The sequence below is a fragment of the Frateuria sp. genome (assembly GCF_035695185.1).
Classification (GTDB): Bacteria; Pseudomonadota; Gammaproteobacteria; order Xanthomonadales; family Rhodanobacteraceae; genus Frateuria_A.
The window spans coordinates 1-15,690 of record NZ_DASSES010000177.1; the positions used below are offsets into that span (position 1 = coordinate 1).

Sequence of the window (15,690 nt, forward strand, 5' to 3'; positions counted from 1 at the left end):
CAGCAGCCAGCGCCCGGCGCCGCTGGTCAGCGAAGGCCGCCGCTTCGCGCTGCATGCCAAGTCGATAGTGGTCGATGACCACTTCGCGATGGTCGGCTCGCACAATTTCGACCCGCGCTCGGACCACTACAACACCGAGGCCGGCGTGATCGTCTACGACCCGCGCTTCGCCGACCAGCTGCGCCAGGCGATCCTGCGCGACACCCAGCCACGAAACGCCTGGGTGATCGCCCCGCGACGGCCGGTGGTACCGGTGCTGACCAAGCTCAACCAGGCCATCGGCGAGCTCTCCGAAAGCCTGCCGCTGTTCGATTTCTGGCCCTACCGCTACGCCACCAGCTACCAGCTCAAGGAAGGGTGCGCCCCGATGCGGCCGAGCGACCCGGGGTTCTACAGCTGCTACCAGCCGGTCGGCGATTTTCCGGACGTGGCGCTGTCACCGAAGCTGATCTACACGCGCTTGATCACCGCGTTCGGCTCCAGCGCGAGCGGGATCCTCTAGCGGCGAAGCACCACCCCGCCTCGCCGGACGTGGACTCGCCTACGGCGGCGTCGAGGACGCGGTGCTGTCGAAGCGCATCGGCAATGGCCCATGCACGCCTGCCGTGCCGGCGGGCACCGCGAAGCGCCATCGCCGGACGGTGGTCAGCGCATAGGCATCGAGCACCGCATCACCGCTGGATCGTGCGATGGCGGCGGAGGTCACTTCCCCGTGGCCGTCGGTGGCGATCGTGAGCACTACGCGGCCGTCCAGATGGCCGCGCAACGCCGCCCACGAAGCCGGCGCCGGCGGGGTGTCCAGCGGCACCAGCGCGGGCGGGGCGAGCGGCGCCGGTGCGGCGACGGCCGCCGGTTGCGCGCCGACGACGCGCGGCGCCGCATGCGGGCGATGGCGGGGCGGCGCGCGATGCAGCCGCGGCACGACCTGCGCCGCCTGGTGCGGCGGCGGGCCGACCCAGTCATCGGTGAAGCCACTCAGCCAACCGGTTCCGAGGATGCCGACCAGCAGGCCGAGCAGGCTCAGGACCGCGGTGACGCGCAGGCGCGGCATGGCGACCGCCCCGGGTCAGCGCTCCAGGATCGCGACCACGCCCATGCCGCCGGCGGTGCACACGGATATGAGCCCGCGGCCGCTGCCCTTGCGCTCCAGCTCCTTCGCCAGCGTCGCCACCAGCCGCGCCCCGGTGGCGGCGAACGGGTGGCCGACGGCCAGGCTGGAGCCATGCACATTGAGCCTGGCCGGGTCGATGCTGCCCAGCGGCGCGTCCAGGCCGAGCCGGTTGCGGCAGTAATCGGCGCTCTCCCACGCGCGCAGCGTGCACAGCACCTGTGCGGCGAAGGCCTCGTGGATCTCGTAGAAATCGAAGTCCTGCAGGGTCAGCCCGTTGCGGGCGAGCAGCCGCGCCACCGCCACGGTGGGCGCCATCAGCAGGCCCTCGCCATGCACGAAATCGACCGCGGCCACCTCGGCATCGCGCACCCACGCCTGTACCGGCAGCCCGCGCCGGGCCGCCCATTCCTCGCCCGCGAGCAGCACCGCGGCGGCGCCGTCGGACAGCGCCGTCGAGTTGCCGGCCGTGAGCGTGCCGTGGCCGGAGCTGCGGTCGAACGCCGGTTTCAGGGTCGCCAGTTTCTCCATGCTGGTGTCCGGCCGCAGGATGTTGTCGCGCCGGACCCCGCGGAAAGGCACCACCAGATCGTCCATGAAACCCGACTCGTAGGCCGCGGCGAGCTTCTTGTGGCTCTCCAGCGCCAGCCGGTCCTGGGCTTCGCGGGCGATGTGCCACTCGCGCGCCATCTTCTCGCAGTGCTCGCCCATCGACATGCCGGTGCGCGGCTCCGCCACGCCGGGGAACGACGGCTTGAACTCCGACAGCGAGAAGCCGCGCGTCGCGGCGGCGAGCTTGTCCTGCCAGCCCTTGGCGCGGTTGATCGACAACAGCCGCTTGCGCAGGCGCTCGCCATAGACGATCGGCACGTCGCTGGTGGTGTCCGAGCCCGCGGCGATGCCGGCCTCGATCTGTCCCACCGCGATCTTGTTCGCCACGATGATGGCGTTGTCGAGCGAGGTGCCGCAGGCGCGCGCGGTGGTGATGCCCGGCGTGGTCGGGGCCAGCCCCGAGCTCAGCAGGGCCTCGCGCGCGAGGTTCCAGTCCGACGAATGCTTGATCACCGCGCCCAGCGCGACCTCGCCCAGCTCCACCCCGTGCAGGCCGTAGCGTTCCACCAGCGCCCCGAGCACCTTGACCGACATGCCGAAGTTGCCAACGTCGGCGTAGGCGGTGTTGTTGCGGCAGAACGGGATGCGCACACCGCCGATCACACCGACGCGCTTCGTGGTTTTTTCCATGTCCGGGGAGGTCCTGGGGGCCTACGAGTCTCCACAGGCTAACCCGCACGCCCATGCGGCGGAAGCCCGAAAGCGTGAACGGGTAGCGCTCCGTATAATCGGCGGTTCCCCGCCGTTCGGAATGCCGCTGATGGATGCGCAACCGCTGATCGCCCTGCCCGCGGTGCTCGCGCTGGAGTGTTCCCCGGGCCAGTCGCCCGCTGCCGTCACGCTGAGCCGTGACGAGGCCGAGGCCCTGGCCGGGCTGATCGCCGAGGACCTGCATGCGCTGCTGCCGCAGATCGGTGAAGCGCGGCTGGCGCTGGCCGGCGCGCTGTTCGATCCGGTGGAGCTGCTACGCCCGGGCTTCCCGGTGTGGGCCACGCTGGACGAACTGGCCCGGCGCGTGCCGCGCGGGCACCTGGAAAACGTGGTCGCCTTCGGCAGCCACGCCGGGCAGATGCCGGCGCAGACGCTGGTGCCCGAGCCCGACCACGCCGGCGGAGCGCTGCGCCTGCTGCCGTTGTCGGTGCTGGCGGGCGAGGCGCTGGCCGACGGCCTGGCCCGGGACATGGAAATACAGCTGGTCGGCCGCGGCGAGGCCGGCACGCGCACCGCCGACTGGCTGATGCGCACGCTCGGCGTGCGCCTGGAGCATGCCCGTTATCTCAGCCGCAACGACCTGCTCGCGCTGACCTGCGTGCAATACGAGCACGTCAACCTCGCGTCGCTGTGGACCCTGCTGGAAGCGGCGTTGCTGACCCCGGACCAGCCGGAACACACGCTCAGCGCCCGCGGCCTGCCGCTGCGCTATGCCGAAGGCGCCGTGCACGCCGGCTCGCCCGCGGCCTGGCTCGCTGCCCAGGCCGGTGACAGCGCAGAGCGGGCGCACGCGTTCGCGGGCATGGTGTTCGAACTGCGCCAGTACGCCGCGCTGCTGGAGGCACACCGCCTGCCGCTGCGGCTCGACCAGGGCGATGCGGGTGCCGGCTGGCTGCTCGAGACGCTGGCCGCCGCCGATCCCGCGCTGGCGCCGCCGGTCTTGTTCGCCCACGAAGCGCCGGGCCTCGGCACGGTGGCCATCACGGCGGCCCAGCCCGGCGCTGGCGGTCGACCGCGGCTGCTCGCGCACGGTTACCCGCTGGCGCCGCCGGCGCTGGGGCCGCTCGCGGCGGTGCTCGCCGCGCGCTACGGCATCGAGCCGGGGTTGCAGGCGCTGGGCCGGGTGTGGCTGGACGCCGACGGGCTTGCCGCGCGGGCACCGTCACGGCACTGAGCGGCCGCCCCTCGGCGCGGGCTGCGCCCCCCCTCGGACGGTGGTGGCATCCATCCGGCGGCAGGCGCATGATGGCCGCCGAGCAGGGGTATGCGCTCGAGGGGAAGTGCCATGAACCAACCCCTTCCACCGGACGGATCACTGGCCGACCCGCCCGAAGACACCGGCCAGCCCGCCCGGAGCTGGCCCGAGTACGTGTTGCACGGCGTACCCGCGCTGATCGCCTACGTCGACCCCGACCTCCACGTGCGCTACGCCAACCGCCCCCCGCGGCGCTGGCTCGGCGTCGCGGCCGATGGCCTGGCCGGCCGTGCGATCGGCGAGTTGCTCGACGAGGCCGGCGCGCCACGTGCGATCGAGGCCCTGCAGGCGGCGCTCGGCGGCCAGCCGAGCACGGTCGATGGCGTGCTGTTCGCCGGTCGCGCACATCGGTACATGCACGCCAGTTTCCAGCCCGACGCCGACGCGCAGGGTCGCGTGCACGGCGTGTTCGCGGTGTTCATCGACATCACCGAGCGCCACGCGCTGGAGCTGAAGCTGCGCGAGAGCGAGCAGCGCTTCTTCGGCGCCTTCCAGCACGCCGCCATCGGCATGGCACTGGTACGCCCGGATGGCCGCTTCCTGCGCGTGAACGAGGCGGTCTGCCGCATGCTGGGCTACAGCCAGGAGGAGTTCCTGACCCTCGGCGTCGCCGACGTCACCCATCCGGACGACTACGGCAACGACATGGCGCAGTGGCAGCAGATGCTCGATGGGCACCTCGATGCCTACCAGCTGGAGAAACGCAACCTGCACAAGGACGGCCACGTCGTGCATTTCCAGCTGAGCGTCTCGCTGGTGCGCGACGAGCACGGCAAACCGCTGTACTTCGTCTCGCAGGTGCAGGACATCAGCCAGCGCAAGCAGTACGAGGAAGCGCTGTTCCGCGAGCGCGAACTGGCCCAGGTCACGCTCAACTCGATCGGCGACGCGGTGATCGCCGCCGACCTGCAGCTGCGCGTCACCTCGCTCAATCCGATCGCCGAAGGCTTGACCGGCTGGACCGCCGCCGAGGCGCGCGGACGGCCGATGGACGAGGTATTCCGCCTGCGCGACGCACGCACCGGCAGGCCGCTGGGGAACCCGCTGCGCACGGCGATCGAGCGCAACGCCATCGTCGACCTGGAAGGCAAGGCGGTGCTGCTGCATCGCAACGGCTTCGAGACGCCGATCGAGGATTCCTCCGCGCCGATCCACGACCACGCCGGCCACGCCATCGGCGGCGTGCTGGTGTTCCGCGACGTCAGTGAGACGCGTGCGCTCGCGCTGAAGATGATCCACCTGACCCAGCTCGATACCCTCACCGGGCTGCCCAACCGCGGCCAGATGCAAGGCCAGATGGAGCAGGCGGTGACGACCGCGCGGCGCCGCCAGCAGCGCTGCGCGCTGCTCTACATCGACATCGACCACTTCAAGCAGATCAACGACCAGCACGGTCCGGCCAACGGCGACCGCGTGTTGCGCGCGTTCGCCGCGCAGCTGCGCCAGGCACTGCACGACGAGGACCTGTTGTGCCGCCACCATGGCGACGAGTTCGTGGTGCTGCTGCCGCAGGTGGAGGCGCCCGGCCAGGCGGCCAGCGTCGCGCAGCGGTTGATCGCCTACGGCGAGCGCACCCGGGTGGCCGGCCTGCCCGAGCTCGCGGTACGCATGTCGGTCGGCATCAGCCTGTGCCCGGACGATGCGGCCGGCGTCGAGGAACTGCTGCGCCACGCCGACAGTGCGATGTACGAGGTCAAGGTGGGCGGGCGGCAAAGCTATCGCTTTTTCACCGCATCGATGAACGAGCGCGCGTCCCTGCGCCGGCGCATCGAGGCCGAGCTGCGCCTGGCGATCGCGCGCGAGCAGCTGTCGCTCCATTACCAGCCGAAGGTGGACGCGAGCGACGGACGCATCGTCGGCGCCGAAGCGCTGCTGCGCTGGCACGACGCCGACGGTACCGAGCGCTATCCGCCCGAGCAGCTCGTCGCGGTGGCCGAGGACACCGGCCTGATCGTGCCGGTCGGCGCCTGGGTGCTGCGCGAGGCCTGCCGCCAGGCCGACCTCTGGCACCGCCGGCAGATGGGCGTGCCGGTCGCGGTCAACGTCTCGCCGCTGCAGTTCCAGCACGCCCGCTTCCTGGCCGAGCTGCAGGCGGTGCTGGCCGACTGTTCGCTCGATCCCGCGCTGCTGGAGCTCGAGCTGACCGAGCGCACGGTGATGGCCGGTGGCGACGCCACCATCGCGCTGCTCCAGCAGATCAAGCGCTGCGGCGTGCGTCTGTCACTGGACGACTTCGGGACCGGCTACTGCAGCCTGTCCTACCTCAAGCATTTCCCGGTCGACGCGCTGAAGATCGACCGCGCCGTCGTGCGCGACGTCGAGACCGACCCGGACACCGCCGCGATCACCCAGGCGATCATCGCGATGGCGCGCAGCCTGGCCAAGACCGTGGTCGCCGAGGGCGTGGAAACCGAGGCGCAGGCCGAGTACCTGCGAGCGGCCGGCTGCGAGCAGTTGCAGGGCTTCCTGTTCGGCGCACCGATGGACGCGACCGCGTTCGGCAAGCTGCTGGCCGAGCAGCACCTGCGGCGCTGGGCGTCCGACAAGCCGTAGCGTGGGCTCCAGGCCACGCTACGTGCGCGGCAGGGCTTCCTCGTACATGAAGTAGTGGCACGGCGCCATGCCCAGCTCGGCATAGGTGCGCTGGGCGCGGTGGTTCTCCGTTTCCACGTAGAGCCGCAGGCCGACCGCACCGGCGACGGCCGCTTTCGCGCGCACTGCCGCATACAGCGCGCGGAACACACCGGCACGGCGCGCCGCGGGCACCACGTAGACGCTCTGGATCCACCAGAAGTCGCCGCAGCGCCAGTCGCTCCACTCGTAGGTGACCAGCAGGCTGCCGACGGCCGTTCCATCGCGTTCGGCAACCAGGTAGAAGCCGCGGCGCGGCTCGTCGAACACGCCCTGGACGCCGCGCGCGAGTACCGCGCGATCGAGCGCCTTGGCTTCGGTCTCCTGCGCCATGGCGGCGTTCCAGTCGACCAGGTGGAGGATGTCGTCGCGCGTGGCGGGGCGGATGGTGAGGGCTTCGGGCATCGATGGACTCTCCGGTGATCGGTTAGCGTGCCATGTCTTCGCACGCTCGTCGTGGCTGACAGTTGGCGCGCAGCGCCGGAGTCGGAGGGTTCCGGGCTGCCTGGCGGTGCTTCGACGTCGGCGCTGCGCGCCTGCGTTCGGCACGAGCGGCGTTTTTCCCGGGTGCGCCTCAGCTGCGGCGTTTGCGCGACGCCCCCAGCTTGCGCGTCAGGGTATTGCGCCCGACCCCGAGCGCCGCCGCCGCATGCTGCCGGTGCCCGCCATGCGCCGCCAGCGCGGCCTCCAGCAACGTGCGGTCGAGCGCCTCGCGCGCGCGCGCATGGATGTCCGCCTCGCCGCGCGCGAGTGCCTCGCTGGCCCAGTCGTGCAAGGCGCCGGTCCAGCCACCGGACGCCGCCGGCGTGGCGGTGGTGCCGAGCTCGGCGGCCTGGATCTCGGCACCGGGCGCGATCACCGCCAGCCGCCGGCACAGGTTCTCCAGCTCGCGTACGTTGCCCGGAAAATCGCGCTGCTCCAGCGCCTTCAGCGCCGCGCGCGAAAACCGCTTGGGCGGGAGCTTCAGTTCCTGCGCCGCCGTGGCCAGGAAATGCCTGGCCAGCAGCGGGATGTCCGCGCGACGCGCGCGCAGCGGCGGCAGTTCGATACGCACCACGTCCAACCGGTGCTTGAGGTCGGCGCGGAACTGTCCGGCCGCCACGCGCGCATCCAGGTCCTGGTGGGTGGCGGCGATGATCCGCACGTTGCCGCGGATCAGCTCGCGCCCGCCCACGCGATAGAACTCGCCGCCGGCCAGCACGCGCAGGAGGCGCGTCTGCAGCGCCAGCGGCATGTCACCGATCTCGTCCAGGAACAGCGTGCCGCCCTCGGCCTGCTCGAAGCGCCCGGCCACGCGCCGCGACGCACCGGTGAAGGCGCCGGCCTCGTGGCCGAACAGTTCGCTTTCCAGCAGCTCGCTCGGGATCGCCGCGGTGTTCAGTGCCACGAACGGCTTGCCGCGCCGCGCGCTCTCCTCGTGCAACGCGCGCGCCACCAGCTCCTTGCCGGTCCCGGTCTCACCGGTCACCAGCACGTTGAGGTCGCTTGCCGCGACGCGGCCGATCAGCCGGAACACCTCGCGCATCGGCACGCTTTCGCCCAGCAGCGCGTGCGGCGGCGCGGCGGCGGGCGGCGGCGGGGCGGCGGGGCGGTCGGCCAGTGCACGGCGCACGACTTCCACCGCGTGATCGAGATCGAACGGTTTGGGCAGGTAATCGACGGCACCGGCGCGGTAGGCGGCGGCGGTGGTGGCGATGTCGGTGTAGGCGCTCATCACGATCACCGGCCCGATGCCCTGGGCATGGAGCGCGGCGAGCAGCCCCAGGCCGTCCTCGCCGGGCATGCGCACGTCGGTCAGCAGCAGCGCCGGGCGCGCCTGTTGCAGCGCGGCGCGCACACTGGGCGCGTCGCCGAACTCGTGCACGGCCAGGCCGACCTCGCGCAGGGCTTCGGCAAGCACGTAGCGGATGCTGCGGTCGTCGTCGACGATCCAGACGTCAGCGCTCATGGTCGTCCCGCTCGGGAAGGATGGAGGCGCGCCGGGATCATCCCTGCTCCAGCGGCAGCCACAGGGTGAAGAGGGTCGCGCCGGGCAGACCGGCGTGGCGCAGTTCGCCGCCGTGCTCGTGCGCGATCTCGCGGGCCAGCGCGAGGCCCAGGCCGGTACCCTCGGCGCGACCGGACACCAGCGGCTCGAACAAGGTGTCGCGCAGGGCCGCGGGCACGCCGGCGCCATCGTCGAGCACTTCCAGTCGCAACGCGGTGCGCACCACGCGCTCGCCCAGGCGCACGCCATGTTCGGCGCGGGTGCGCAGGGTCAGGGTGCGTGCACCGGCCTCGCGCGCGTTGCGTGCCAGGTTGAGCAGCAACTGCTGCAGCCGGTCGGCATCCCCGCGCAGTTCGGGCAGGCTGGGGTCGTAATCCTGGCGGATCGCCAGCGGCGCCGGCTCGGCCTCCAGCAGCGCGACCACCCGCTCCAGCACCGCGTGGATGTTGAGCACCTCGCGCAGCGGCAGGCCCGCGCGGTACAGCAGCCGGTCGGTCAGGACCGCCAGCCGGTCGGCCTCGGCGATCACCATGCCGGCCAGCGCCTTCAGCTCCGCCTCGCCGACGCGCCGCTGCAACAACTGGGCGGCACCGCGCAGTCCAGCGAGCGGGTTCTTCACCTCGTGCGCGAGGCCGCGCAGGCTGGCCGATACCGGCGAGTGGTCGGCCAGGGCCGGCGCGAGCACGTGCACTTCGAGCAGCAGGCGGTCGACGCCCAACGGCTGCAAGGCGGCATCCAGGCGCCGATCCGGTTCACCCAGCCGCAGGTCGCGCCACTGCACCGTGCGCTGCTCGTCGCGCGCCCGCGCCGCCTGCTCCGCCACCGCCGGCTCGCCCAGCAGCGCCGCCAGCGGCTGGCCGATGGCGCGCCGTGGCCCCAGCGCCAGGGCCTCGGCCAGCGCCGGGTTGAGCCAGGTCAGGCACAACTGCGCGTCGACCAGGCCAAGCCCGGTCGTCGCCTGCTCCGCCCATGCGCGCCAGTCGGCCTCGTTCATTGCACCATGATGGGCGTTGTCCCTTTTTGGTGCAATGTGGCCGGCCTAACCCCTTCCCGAATGGTCCCAACCCTTAACTCCGCCGGGGCGCCCCTGCTGGTCGCCGCAGCCGCGACGGCGACGACGGTCCGGCGACCCCGGCGGGCGTAGGGTGGCCACCACGCCCGGGGAGGAGTTGGCCATGACCCAACTGATCGTCTGTTGCGACGGCACCTGGAACACCCTGGAACAAACCGACCAGGGCCTGCCCGCGCCGACCAACGTGGCCAAGCTCTATAACGCGCTCGTCAAGGACGACCAGCAGCTGGCCTACTACCACCCCGGCGTGGGCACCAACGGCGGCTGGATCGACCACATGGTCGGCGGCGGCACCGGCGCCGGGCTGGAACGCAACATCATGAGCGCCTACCAGTGGCTGGCGCTGCGCTACCGCGAGGGCGACCGGATCTTCCTGTTCGGCTTCAGCCGCGGCGCCTACACGGTGCGCAGCCTGGGCGGGCTGCTCGTGCACAGCGGGCTGCTGGACCTGTCCGATCCGGCGCTGGCACCGACCGAGGTGTGGTCGCGCGTGCAGGCGGTGTTCGACGCCTACCGCGCCGGGCAGCCGTTCGCCAACACCCAGGGCTACCCCTTCCACGGCGTGGCGCCGGGCCAGCCGACCGGGGGCACCACCGGCGTGCACTTCATGGGCGTGTGGGACACCGTCGGCGCGCTCGGCATTCCGCTGGAACTGTCGCTGCTGCGCTTCCTCGGCGACCCGCGCCGCTACCAGTTCCACGACACTCGGATCAGCCCGATGATCGCCAACGCACGCCATGCCGTGGCGATAGACGAGCGGCGCGCGGATTTCATGCCCACGCTGTGGACGCACATCCAGCGGCCCGGCCGGGTCCGGCAGGTGTGGTTCCCCGGCGTGCACGCCGACGTCGGTGGCGGCTATGCGCAGGCGGGGCTGTCGGACATCGCGCTCGGCTGGATGTTCGACGAGGCGGCCGCCTGTGGCCTGCGGCTGCGCGGGAACAGCCGCACCCAGCTGCGCCCGGATCCGCAGGGCGTGCTGCACGACTCGCGCAAGGGCGTGTTCAAGCTCGGCCGCAACCAGCCGCGCGGCGTGGTGCGCGTCGCCGCGGCCTGCGTGCAGGCCGGCCAGTTGCATCCCGATGCGCTCGCGCGCCAGGTGGAGCCGCCGCTGGCGCAGGGCGACTACTGGCCCACCCGCACGCTCGCCGCCGGCGAGCACGCCACGCTGGACGTGTTCGCCTCGCCGCACTGGAATGCCACCGGGCTCTACCTGGAGGCGGGCGTCGCCTACCGCTTCACCGCCTCGGGCGAGTGGCTGGATGCCGGCACCAAGTTCTCGCCGGCCGGCGGCGAGGTCGGCAGCCGCCATCTCTCCGACGTCGCGCGCCTGGCTGCTTCGGCGCTCGGCGCGGCCGAGCACGTGTTCAACGCCGCCACCCACAGCGACAACGACTTCTGGTTCACCCGCCGGCTGGAGTCCGCACCGTGGTTCGCGCTGGTCGGCTTCGTCGCCAACGGCGCGGGCGCGGCGCGCGGCGAGACCTTCGTCATCGGCGAAGGCACCAGCTTCACTCCGGCCGCCGGCGGCTACCTCTACGCCTACGCCAACGATGCCTGGCAGGCGTACGCCAACAACCACGGCGCCGTGGCGCTGACGGTCGCGCGCGCATGATCGCTTCGTCTAGCGCCGCAGGGTGTAGCTCACCTTGAAGTAGAGTTCGCGTCCGCGCCCGTCGGACGCGGGCTCCTGCCCGCGCGCACTGCCATAGCGCAGGCCCCAGTAGAGCTGAAGGTCGCGCGAGGCGTTCCAGTTGAACTGCAGGCTGGCGTTGTCATGATGCTCGCGCTGCCTGGCCGGCACGTCACGCGCGCTGCTGTAGCGCTGCCAGGTGACCAGCACATACATGCGTGCGGTGACATGCCAGGTGCCGAACCACTGCAGGGCGTCCTCCGTCAGGTGGCGCCGCTGCCCTGCCAGGCCGTCGAGCGTGTCGCGGTCGTAGCGGGCCTCCAGTTCGAGCCGGTCGAGCGGTCGCGCCAGCATGCGCCAGCCCACGGTGGCACCTGGCACCACCTCGCCCGTGGCGTAGTCGACGATGCGCCCGCGCTGCCCGGTGACGGCGACCAGCGGCAGGCGCGGGCCGGGGCTGGCGCTCAGTTGCCAGGCGACGAAGTCGGTATGGCGCTGGTGCCCGTCGCCATCGAGCACCATCGCGCGCGAGTGCCAGGAGACATCGGCGCTGAAGCTCTTGTAGCCCGACAGCACCAGGCCAAGCGCCGGGTCCGATTCGTGTCCGCGGTTGCCGCCGACGCCGTCCAACCGGTCCATCGAGAGGTATGGCTCGATGGTGTTGAGCCACTTGGCGGTCGAGTAGAACGGCCGGTAGTACTCGCCGTGCAGCAGTTGGTAGCCGACCCGCGGCACGTAGCCCAGCCAGCTGCGGAAGCCCGGTCCATAGCGCTCATAGCGCAGCGACCACACGTTGGCGGTGCTGTGGTCCCACTCCAGCAGCATGGCCCCGCCGTGCAGCGACTGCCCGCGCCAGGTCGGCAGCAGGTCGGGTCGGCGCGGGTTGCGCGTGTCGGCATCGAGCCACTGGCCGAGCACGCGGTCGCTGTCACTCGACCAGCTTGCATCGACGCCGGCAACGCTGTTTCGGCTGCCGTCGTCATTGCGCTTGAGCGCCGCCAGCGCGCCGACGTCGCCGTGCGCGAGGGTGTCGCGCAGGCGGCCGAAGCCGACGTCCGAATCCACAGCCGGCAGTCCCAGCGAGGAACCCAGGAAGCCCGGCTCGATGATCGCGGCGCGGCCGCCATCGTGGGCGACGAAGCCCGTTCCCTCCAGCCCGGCCGAGCGGTGCGTGTAGCGAAGGCCGTAGTCCGGCGCGGCGATGCTGCGCGTGTAGACGGCCGGGATCGCGGTGGCGACCAGATCGGCGCCTTCGCGGAAAAACGGCCGCTTCTCCGGCAGGTCGAGCGCGAAGCGCTGGTTGGCGGTCAGTTGCGCCACATCGGCTTCCACCTGCGAGAAGTCGGGGTTGACCGTGACATCCAGCGCGTCGGCGTCGCCTGGCAGCCACTTGGCGTCCAGACTCGGCTCGGTGTCCAGGCCGCGACGACGGCCGAAGCCGCCTTCGTCGTGTCGCTGCGTCAGGGTCAAACCGGGCGTGGCGATGAGCCGCTCCGCATGCGGCGAGAGGTCGGCGAAGCTGACCGTGCCGGCATAGCAGAGGAAGCAGTTGGAGTCGTGGGGGAACGGCGCACTGGCCATCTGCGTGTTCTGTTCGCGCGGCACGCCGCGGGTCACCACCACTGCCCAGCGCTGGGCGCCGCTGTGCGCGATGCGCAGGGTCGAGAGCGGGATGCGTATCTCGGCCGACCAGCCGTACGCGTCGATGTGCGAGACCACGTCCCAGTCGTAGTCCGGGTCCAGTGTCTCGGTCTCCTGTGCCTCGTCCTGGTAGCCGTCGGTTCGCGTGCCGCGCGCGTTGACGCGGAACAGGTAGGAGCCGCGCCGCGAACCTTGCGGGTCGAGGTAGATCTGTGCGTAGTCGTGGGTGTAGTTGACCTGGTCGCGACGCACGAACGGCTTGCGCAGCCGCGAGGGATCCTTCAGCCACAGGCGCAGGCCGACGTAGAGGTTGTCGTCGTCGTACAGCAGGCGCACCTCGGTGCGTTCCGGCGCCGCTACCCGGGCACCCGGATAGGTCTCGTAGAAGCGGTCGATCGGTATGGCGCGCGCCCAGGCCGCCTCATCCAGCCGTCCGTCCAGCACGATCGGCGCCGCAGTGCGCGCGGCAGCCACCGACTGGGCCCGCTCGCTTGCCGCCGCGGGCCATGCCAGCACCAGCAGGCATCCACAGATCCAGTGCAAACGCATCCTTGTCTCCAGCGCGAATGAGGCATCCGGGATCGCAGACCACCGCGCGCCGGGTCAAAGGCTTTTCGCCGGGCGGCAGTGGACGCTCGCCGAACGGTCTTGCCGGTGGCGACGGCGCGGCGCACTCTGGCCTGCATGACCGCGCACCGATCCCGCACCTTGCTGCTGGCCACCCTGCTGCTGTGGGCGGTGGCCTTCGTCGCCTGGACGGCCGACACCCTGGAGGTGCCCTTCTCGCTCGACCGCGCGTTGCGCCGGCTGCCACTGTGCGCCGGCGGTGCGCTGCTGTGCCTGGGGCTGGGCCGGCTGCTCGGGCGCGTCCGTGGGCAGAGTGCCTGGCGCACCGGCGGCTGGGCCGCGCTCGGCGTGGCACTGGCAAGCGTGCTCTACGCGCTGGCCAACGAGCTGGCGCTGTACGTAATCCGCCCCCACTGGGGTCCGCCCCGGTGGGCGCACATTCCGAGCACCGCGCTGATGGCGTTGTGGGTGTTCGCCGCGTGGGTGCTGCTCTACCTTGCGCTCGACGCCGATGCGCAGCGGCGCGACCGCGAGGTGCGCCTGGCGCAGGCCGACGCGGCGGCGATCGATGCGCAGCACCGTCTGCTGCTGCAGCAGCTCAACCCGCACTTCCTGTTCAACGCGCTCAACACCGTCTACGCGCTGGTGGTGGAGGGCGACGAGGCGGGCGCGCGGCGCAGCCTGCTGGCGCTGTCGGACTTCCTGCGCGCCTCGCTCGAGCGAGACCCGCCCGCGCAGGTGACGCTGGCGCAGGAGCTGGACTCGGTGCGCCACTACCTGACGATCGAGCTGCAGCGGTTCAGCGGGCGGCTGCAACTGGTCGAGGCGATTCCACCGGAGCTGCTCGGGCGTCGGTTGCCACCGATGGTGCTGCAGCCGCTGGTCGAGAACTGCATCAAGCACGGCCTCGCCTGCGCCGAAGGCGCCATGACCATCCGCCTGTCGGCGGCGACCGTGGACGAGGGCTGGGTGCTGCGGGTGGAGGACGACGGCCGCGCCGCCGCCCCACCCCGTGACGCGCGCGCGGGCGTCGGCCTGGGCAACATCGCGCGCCGGCTTCAGCTGCTCTACGGCGCGGCGGCGCGGCTGGAGGCACGCGCGCTCGCCGGCGGCGGTTTCGTCGCATACGTCCATCTGCCGGGCGCCGGCGCATGACGGCACCGCTGCGCGTGCTGGTGGTGGACGACGAGGCGCCCGCGCAGCGCGTGCTTGTGCGAATGCTGCAGGCTGCCCCGGGTGTCGAGGTTGCCGGCATCGCCGGTGACGGCATGGACGCGCTGGACGTGCTCGCGCACGAGCGCATCGACCTGATGCTGCTGGACATCGAAATGCCGCGCATGGCCGGTATCGAGCTCGCTGCGCGGCTCTCGCCCACACCGGCGCCGGCCGTGGTGTTCGTGACCGCCTGGCCGCAGTACGCCGTGCGCGCCTTCGAGCTGCAGGTGGCCGACTACCTGCTCAAGCCGGTGCGCCCCGAGCGGCTGGCGCAGGCGCTCGAGCGTGCGCGCGCGCAGCTGGCCGCGGATACGGCCGCGCAGCGCATCGGCACACTGGAGGCGTCCCTGCTGGCCCTGCGCGAGGGCGTCCCGGACACCCGCGGGAGCCAGGTCTGGGTCGAATGGGGCACGGGCCGCCTGCGCCTTGCGCTGGAGGACATCGAGTGGTTTGCGGCCGACGGCGACTACGTGCAGGCCCACACCGCCGAACGCGGCTACCTGATGCGCGACGCGCTCAACCGCCTGGAGACGTCGCTGCCCGTGGGGCGCTTCGTGCGCGTACACCGCTCCACCCTGGTCAATCTGGCGGCGGTCGTGCGGGTGGGCAACGCCGCCAACGGTCAGTTGCTGCTGACGACCCGCTCCGGTGCCACGCTCGCGGTCGGGCGCCGGGCGAAGACGCGGGTGAAGGACATCCTGGGCGCATGACGCATGCGGGCTTGCGCGCCCGACACGACGACGGGCGCACCTGGCGCCCGTCGCTGTGGCCTGACCGGGCAGGTTCAGATCGCGTAGTACATCTGGAACTCCAGCGGATGCGTGCTGGCGCGGTAGGCGGTGACTTCCTTCATCTTCAGCTCGATGTAGGCGTCGATGAAGTCGTCGGTGAACACGCCGCCGGCCTTGAGGAACTCGCGGTCCTTGTCCAGCGCGTTGAGCGCCTCGTCCAGGCTCGCGCACACCTGCGGGATGTTCTTCTCCTCTTCCGGCGGCAGGTCGTAGAGGTCCTTGTCGGCCGGCGCGCCCGGGTCGATCTTGTTGATGATGCCGTCCAGGCCGGCCATCATCAGCGCAGTGAACACCAGGTAGCCGGAGTTCATCGGGTCGGGGAAGCGCACCTCGATGCGACGGCCCTTCGGGCTGGACACGTACGGGATCCGGCAGCTCGCCGAGCGGTTGCGCGCCGAGTAGGCCAGCATCACCGGCGCCTCGAAGCCCGGCACCAGGCGCTTGTAGCTGTTGGTGGTGGAGTTGGC

The 15,690-nt window shown here is 71.6% G+C and carries 12 protein-coding genes and 1 pseudogene; 6 read left to right on the forward strand and 7 right to left on the reverse strand.

Translation table 11 applies throughout. From position 1 onward, the window contains the following. The coding region (locus tag VFH59_RS14155; RefSeq protein ID WP_325165553.1) for a phospholipase D-like domain-containing protein at nt 1–502 on the forward strand (502 nt) is incomplete at its 5' end. A 39-nt stretch (nt 503–541) separates the two neighbouring features. Here VFH59_RS14155 and VFH59_RS14160 read toward each other — a convergent pair. Then, entirely contained in the window at nt 542–1,051 is a 510-nt protein-coding gene (locus tag VFH59_RS14160) for an energy transducer TonB (RefSeq protein ID WP_325165554.1), read from the reverse strand. A 15-nt stretch (nt 1,052–1,066) separates the two neighbouring features. Next, entirely contained in the window at nt 1,067–2,350 is a 1,284-nt protein-coding gene (locus tag VFH59_RS14165) for an acetyl-CoA C-acetyltransferase (RefSeq protein WP_325165555.1), read from the reverse strand. Nucleotides 2,351–2,480: 130 nt separating this feature from the next. Here VFH59_RS14165 and VFH59_RS14170 point away from each other — a divergent pair, with 130 nt between their 5' ends. Together VFH59_RS14170 and VFH59_RS14175 are read left to right on the forward strand one after the other, a co-directional pair. Then, the gene (locus VFH59_RS14170) at nt 2,481–3,605 is read left to right on the forward strand and encodes a hypothetical protein (RefSeq protein ID WP_325165556.1); all 1,125 of its coding nucleotides are present in this window, start codon (nt 2,481–2,483) and stop codon (nt 3,603–3,605) included. 111 nt (nt 3,606–3,716) lie between these two features. Then, a complete protein-coding gene (locus VFH59_RS14175; protein ID WP_325165557.1) occupies nt 3,717–6,239 on the forward strand; it encodes a sensor domain-containing protein in 2,523 nt (840 codons plus the stop codon). Between the two features lie 18 nt (nt 6,240–6,257). Here VFH59_RS14175 and VFH59_RS14180 read toward each other — a convergent pair whose 3' ends face one another. From VFH59_RS14180 to VFH59_RS14190, 3 genes are all read right to left on the reverse strand, one after another. Further along, nucleotides 6,258–6,722 (reverse strand): GNAT family N-acetyltransferase, encoded by a 465-nt coding sequence (locus VFH59_RS14180; RefSeq protein ID WP_325165558.1) that lies wholly within the window; start codon nt 6,720–6,722, stop codon nt 6,258–6,260. A gap of 169 nt (nt 6,723–6,891) precedes the next feature. Next, the gene (gene ntrC / locus VFH59_RS14185; protein ID WP_325165559.1) at nt 6,892–8,265 is read right to left on the reverse strand and encodes a nitrogen regulation protein NR(I); all 1,374 of its coding nucleotides are present in this window, start codon (nt 8,263–8,265) and stop codon (nt 6,892–6,894) included. A gap of 37 nt (nt 8,266–8,302) precedes the next feature. Beyond that, nucleotides 8,303–9,298, reverse strand: coding sequence for a two-component system sensor histidine kinase NtrB (locus VFH59_RS14190; RefSeq protein WP_325165560.1), 996 nt, complete (start codon nt 9,296–9,298; stop codon nt 8,303–8,305). Nucleotides 9,299–9,479: 181 nt separating this feature from the next. Here VFH59_RS14190 and VFH59_RS14195 point away from each other — a divergent pair, with 181 nt between their 5' ends. Continuing rightward, a complete protein-coding gene (locus VFH59_RS14195; RefSeq protein ID WP_325165561.1) occupies nt 9,480–10,991 on the forward strand; it encodes a DUF2235 domain-containing protein in 1,512 nt (503 codons plus the stop codon). A 9-nt stretch (nt 10,992–11,000) separates the two neighbouring features. Here VFH59_RS14195 and VFH59_RS14200 read toward each other — a convergent pair whose 3' ends face one another. Beyond that, nucleotides 11,001–13,199 carry a carbohydrate binding family 9 domain-containing protein gene (locus VFH59_RS14200; protein ID WP_325165562.1) on the reverse strand — a complete coding sequence of 733 codons (2,199 nt, stop codon included), beginning with the start codon at nt 13,197–13,199 and terminating at the stop codon, nt 11,001–11,003. A gap of 135 nt (nt 13,200–13,334) precedes the next feature. Between VFH59_RS14200 and VFH59_RS14205 the strand changes: the two genes are divergently transcribed. Beyond that, the gene (locus VFH59_RS14205; protein WP_325165563.1) at nt 13,335–14,372 is read left to right on the forward strand and encodes a sensor histidine kinase; all 1,038 of its coding nucleotides are present in this window, start codon (nt 13,335–13,337) and stop codon (nt 14,370–14,372) included. Then, nucleotides 14,369–15,142 (forward strand): LytTR family DNA-binding domain-containing protein, encoded by a 774-nt coding sequence (locus VFH59_RS14210; protein WP_325165564.1) that lies wholly within the window; start codon nt 14,369–14,371, stop codon nt 15,140–15,142. Before VFH59_RS14205 ends, VFH59_RS14210 begins: the two co-directional genes overlap by 4 nt. A gap of 74 nt (nt 15,143–15,216) precedes the next feature. On the opposite strand, the pseudogene glnA reads toward VFH59_RS14210, so the two are convergent. After that, nucleotides 15,217–15,690 (reverse strand): annotated as a pseudogene (glnA, locus tag VFH59_RS14215) (glutamine synthetase); the annotation flags it as partial.

Bases quoted from the DNA above. Each gene is read 5' to 3' on its own strand.
- VFH59_RS14160 (WP_325165554.1), bottom strand. From the start codon at position 1,051: ATGCCGCGCCTGCGCGTCACCGCGGTCCTGAGCCTGCTCGGCCTGCTG.
- VFH59_RS14165 (WP_325165555.1), bottom strand. From the start codon at position 2,350: ATGGAAAAAACCACGAAGCGCGTCGGTGTGATCGGCGGTGTGCGCATC.
- VFH59_RS14190 (WP_325165560.1), bottom strand. From the start codon at position 9,298: ATGAACGAGGCCGACTGGCGCGCATGGGCGGAGCAGGCGACGACCGGG.
- ntrC (WP_325165559.1), bottom strand. From the start codon at position 8,265: ATGAGCGCTGACGTCTGGATCGTCGACGACGACCGCAGCATCCGCTAC.
- VFH59_RS14180 (WP_325165558.1), bottom strand. From the start codon at position 6,722: ATGCCCGAAGCCCTCACCATCCGCCCCGCCACGCGCGACGACATCCTC.
- VFH59_RS14195 (WP_325165561.1), top strand. From the start codon at position 9,480: ATGACCCAACTGATCGTCTGTTGCGACGGCACCTGGAACACCCTGGAA.
- VFH59_RS14210 (WP_325165564.1), top strand. From the start codon at position 14,369: ATGACGGCACCGCTGCGCGTGCTGGTGGTGGACGACGAGGCGCCCGCG.
- VFH59_RS14170 (WP_325165556.1), top strand. From the start codon at position 2,481: ATGGATGCGCAACCGCTGATCGCCCTGCCCGCGGTGCTCGCGCTGGAG.
- VFH59_RS14205 (WP_325165563.1), top strand. From the start codon at position 13,335: ATGACCGCGCACCGATCCCGCACCTTGCTGCTGGCCACCCTGCTGCTG.
- VFH59_RS14200 (WP_325165562.1), bottom strand. From the start codon at position 13,199: ATGCGTTTGCACTGGATCTGTGGATGCCTGCTGGTGCTGGCATGGCCC.
- VFH59_RS14175 (WP_325165557.1), top strand. From the start codon at position 3,717: ATGAACCAACCCCTTCCACCGGACGGATCACTGGCCGACCCGCCCGAA.